This window comes from Corynebacterium sp., assembly GCF_030535495.1.
In the GTDB taxonomy this organism is placed as follows: Bacteria; Actinomycetota; Actinomycetes; order Mycobacteriales; family Mycobacteriaceae; genus Corynebacterium.
The window spans coordinates 1-3,493 of record NZ_JAUNRW010000156.1; the positions used below are offsets into that span (position 1 = coordinate 1).

3 protein-coding genes and 1 pseudogene are annotated in these 3,493 nt (G+C 66.3%); all 4 read right to left on the reverse strand.

Annotated features, from left to right (window positions below):
• Positions 1–273: 273 nt before the first annotated feature.
• Positions 274–1,545, reverse strand: coding sequence for a tyrosine--tRNA ligase (tyrS, locus tag Q4F73_RS11965; RefSeq protein ID WP_303359571.1), 1,272 nt, complete (start codon positions 1,543–1,545; stop codon positions 274–276).
• Between the two features lie 22 nt (positions 1,546–1,567).
• Complete coding sequence (locus tag Q4F73_RS11970) at positions 1,568–1,750, reverse strand: Trm112 family protein (protein ID WP_303359568.1); 183 nt, start codon at positions 1,748–1,750, stop codon at positions 1,568–1,570.
• Between the two features lie 106 nt (positions 1,751–1,856).
• On the reverse strand, positions 1,857–3,290 hold the full coding sequence (gene argH, locus Q4F73_RS11975) for an argininosuccinate lyase (RefSeq protein WP_303359569.1): 1,434 nt from the start codon (positions 3,288–3,290) through the stop codon (positions 1,857–1,859).
• Positions 3,291–3,493 (reverse strand): annotated as a pseudogene (locus Q4F73_RS11980) (argininosuccinate synthase domain-containing protein); the annotation flags it as partial. It abuts the gene before it with no gap.

Here is a 3,493-nt window from a genome sequence, read left to right on the forward strand (position 1 = left end):
CCACAAACAAAAGTACATTGGCACACTATTGAGTTCTCACACAACAACCGCACACAGCTACGCTTCCGGATAATCCGGATTTGTTTCTGCGGCTGGAGATTCGACTTTAGCTGACCGTTTTTATGTTGTCAACATCGTGTTCATCTCACTGTCACCTCGTACCTTCCGCGTTTTTCTCTGCGGCGCTCTCGGCGACTTCCACTAAGTTACTCACGTCCCCCACCTTCAGCAAATCGCCAGGTCACAGCGGGGAACGGGAGCTTCCGGTATCCCCTACGTGGCGACCTTGACGCCGGCGAAGTTCTTCTTCCCGCGGCGCAGAACGAGCCACGACCCGTGGAGCAGGTCAGCCTCGGACGGCTCCCATTCCTCGGTGGTGATTCGCTCATTGTTCACATACGCGCCACCTTCCTTGATGGCCCGGCGTGCAGATCCTCGGGAGTCGACCAGTCCGGACCCGACCATGAGATCGACGATGGTGCGGGCGTCGCCTGTTCCCACCTCGAACACCTCGGTCTCGGACACCGCCGATGCCAGGGTCTTCTCGTCGAGATCCGCCAGTTCGGCGCGGCCGAACAATGCTTGGGAGGCGAGTTCGACGGCTGCGGTCGCATCCTCACCGTGCACGAGGTTGGTCATCTCGCGGGCCAGGCGGCGCTGGGCCTCGCGCTTGAAGGGGCGTTCGGCGACCTCCACCTCCAGCTCCGCCAGCTCCTCGGCGGTGAGGAAGGTGAACCACCGCAGGTAGCGGATGACATCGGCGTCGGAGGCGTTGATGAAGTACTGGTACCAGGTGTACGGGCTGGTCATCTCGGGATCGAGCCACAGGGAGCCTCCACCGGTGGACTTGCCGAACTTCTTGCCTTCGGAGTCGGTCACCAGCGGCACGGTCATGGCGTGGACGGACGCACCGTCCATGCGGCGGTTGAGGTCGACTCCGGCGACGAGGTTGCCCCACTGGTCGCCGCCGCCGACCTGCAGCACGCAGTCGTAGTTGCGGCGCAGTTCCACGAAGTCGTTGGCCTGCAGGAGTACGTAGGAGAACTCGGTGTAGGAGATGCCGTCGGTCTCCAGGCGGCGCTTGACGGTGTCGCGCGAGAGCATGGTGTTGAGCGGGAAGTGCTTGCCGATGTCCCGGAGGAAGGAGATCGCGGAGAGATCCTTCGTCCAGTCGTTGTTGTTGAGCAGCAGGGCGGCGTTGTCCCCCTCGAAGGAGACGAAGCGGGACAGCTGTCCGGAGATACGCTCCGACCAGTCGGCGACGGTGTCGGCGGAGTTCATCGAGCGCTCCCCCACATCTCGTGGGTCGCCGATCATGCCGGTGGCGCCACCGGCCAGCACGATCGGGCGGTGCCCGGCCTGCTGGAAGCGGCGCAGCATGAGCAGCGGTACCAGGTGGCCGGCGTGCAGGGAGGGGCCGGTGGGATCGAAGCCGCAGTACAGCGTGATGGAGGTCCCGTCGGTGGCCTCGCGCAGCGCCTCGAGGTCGGTCGACTGGTTGATCAGATCGCGCCAGGACAGCTCGTCAATGATGTTCATGAAAATCTCTCGTGAATAGGAAGGGGCGTTAGTGGGCGGCGGGCGGCCAGGGCGTTGCTTCGTCGATAAGCATCACGGGGATGCCGTCGTCGATGCGATAGGCCAGACCGAGCCGTTCGTTGACCAGGACCTCGCGGTCCTCCATATAGGTCAGCGGGCCCTTGTCCTTGGGGCAGGCGAGGACTTCCAGCAGCTTCGGATCGAGACTCATGACTCAGTATCGTACCCGGACGCGCCTTAGCACCCGCACTGGAGGCAGGGGGCAGACACGGCGAAAGCCAGGCCGAGGATGCTCCTTGGCCTGGCTTCGTTCGTGGCTATCCGCGTACCGGGGTGGTGGCCCAGGTGTGATGGTCGCGGGACGCCTCGGCCACGCGCTCACGCTGCTCGGTGACGCGCACGCCGGCGGTGCCACCGCGGGTGGCGCGCGACGCCACGGCTCCGTCGATGGTGAGCACCTCGCGCACCGCCGGGGTGAGGCGCTTATCGACGCCCGCCAGCTCCTCGTCCGTCAGTTCATCCAGACCGACACCACGGGATTCGGCGATGCGGACGCACGCGCCGGAGGCCTCGTGCGCCTCGCGGAAGGGCACGCCTTCGCGCACCATCCACTCGGCGAGGTCGGTGGCCAGGGTGAATCCGGCCGGGGCCAGCTCACGCATGCGGTCTTCGTGGAAGGTGAGCGTGGCGACCAGGCCGGTCATCGCCGGCAGGAGGAGGGTGAGCTGCGCGACGGAGTCGACGATGGGCTCTTTGTCCTCCTGCAGGTCACGGTTGTAGGCCAGCGGCTGCGCCTTGAGGGTGGCCATGAGACCGGCGAGGTTGCCGATGAGTCGACCCGTCTTGCCGCGGGTGAGTTCCGCCACATCGGGGTTCTTCTTCTGCGGCATGATCGACGAGCCGGTGGACCACGCGTCCGAGAGCGTGACGTAGCCGAACTCCGGGGTGCACCAGGCGATGATCTCCTCCGCCAGACGCGACATGTCCACGGAAATCTGCGCCAGGACGAAGGCGGTCTCGGCGGCGAAATCACGCGAGGAGGTCGCGTCGATGGAGTTGTCTGCCGCCGAATCGAAGCCGAGCTCGGCCGCGATGGCCTCCGGGTTGAGCTGGAGCGAGGAACCGGCCAGGGCTCCGGAGCCGTAGGGGCTCACCGCCAGACGCTTGTCCAGATCCCGGATGCGCTCGAGGTCGCGCAGCAGCGGCTGGGCGTGGGCCAGCAGCTGGTGTGCGAGCAGCACGGGCTGCGCGGCCTGGAAGTGCGTCTTGCCCGGCATGATGGCCGCGGGGTGGGCGGCGGCCTGGTCGACGAGGGCGTCGATAAGCTCGGTGACACCGACGGCGATGCCGCGGACGGCATCGCGCACCCACATGCGGAACAGGGTTGCCACCTGATCGTTGCGGGAACGACCGGCGCGCAGACGCCCGCCGACCTCGGGGCCGACGCGGTCGATGAGGCCCCGCTCCATGGCGCCGTGCACATCCTCGTCGGAGGGCTCGGGGCCGAAGCTGCCGTCAGCGACGTCGCGACCCAGCTGCTGCAGACCGGCGAGCATCGTCTCCAGGTCGGCGTCGGACAGCAGGCCGGCGGAGTGCAGGACCTTGGCGTGGGCCTGCGAGGCCAGGACGTCATAGGGGGCGAGCACCCAGTCGAAGTGGGTGGACACGCTCAGGGCGAACATGGCCTCCGCCGGGCCGCCGGAGAAACGGCCGCCCCAGAGTGCACCCTCGTTGGTTCCGTGCTGCTCCATCTAGTTGGACGCCTCCCGATCGCGCTTGTTGGCGATCTCCGAGGACAGGCCGTGGAGCTTGACGAAGCCCTTGGCCATGGTCTGGTCGAAGGTGTCGCCGGTGTCGTAGGTGGCCAGGTTGAAGTCGTAGAGCGAGTGGTTGGAGCGACGGCCGTTGATGGTGATGGAACCGGCGTGCAGCACCAGGCGGATGTCGCCGGTGA

What these genes read in the sequence shown, in the direction of transcription:
- Q4F73_RS11970 (WP_303359568.1), bottom strand. Translation starts at nt 1,750, where the DNA reads ATGAGTCTCGATCCGAAGCTGCTGGAAGTCCTCGCCTGCCCCAAGGAC.
- argH (WP_303359569.1), bottom strand. Translation starts at nt 3,290, where the DNA reads ATGGAGCAGCACGGAACCAACGAGGGTGCACTCTGGGGCGGCCGTTTC.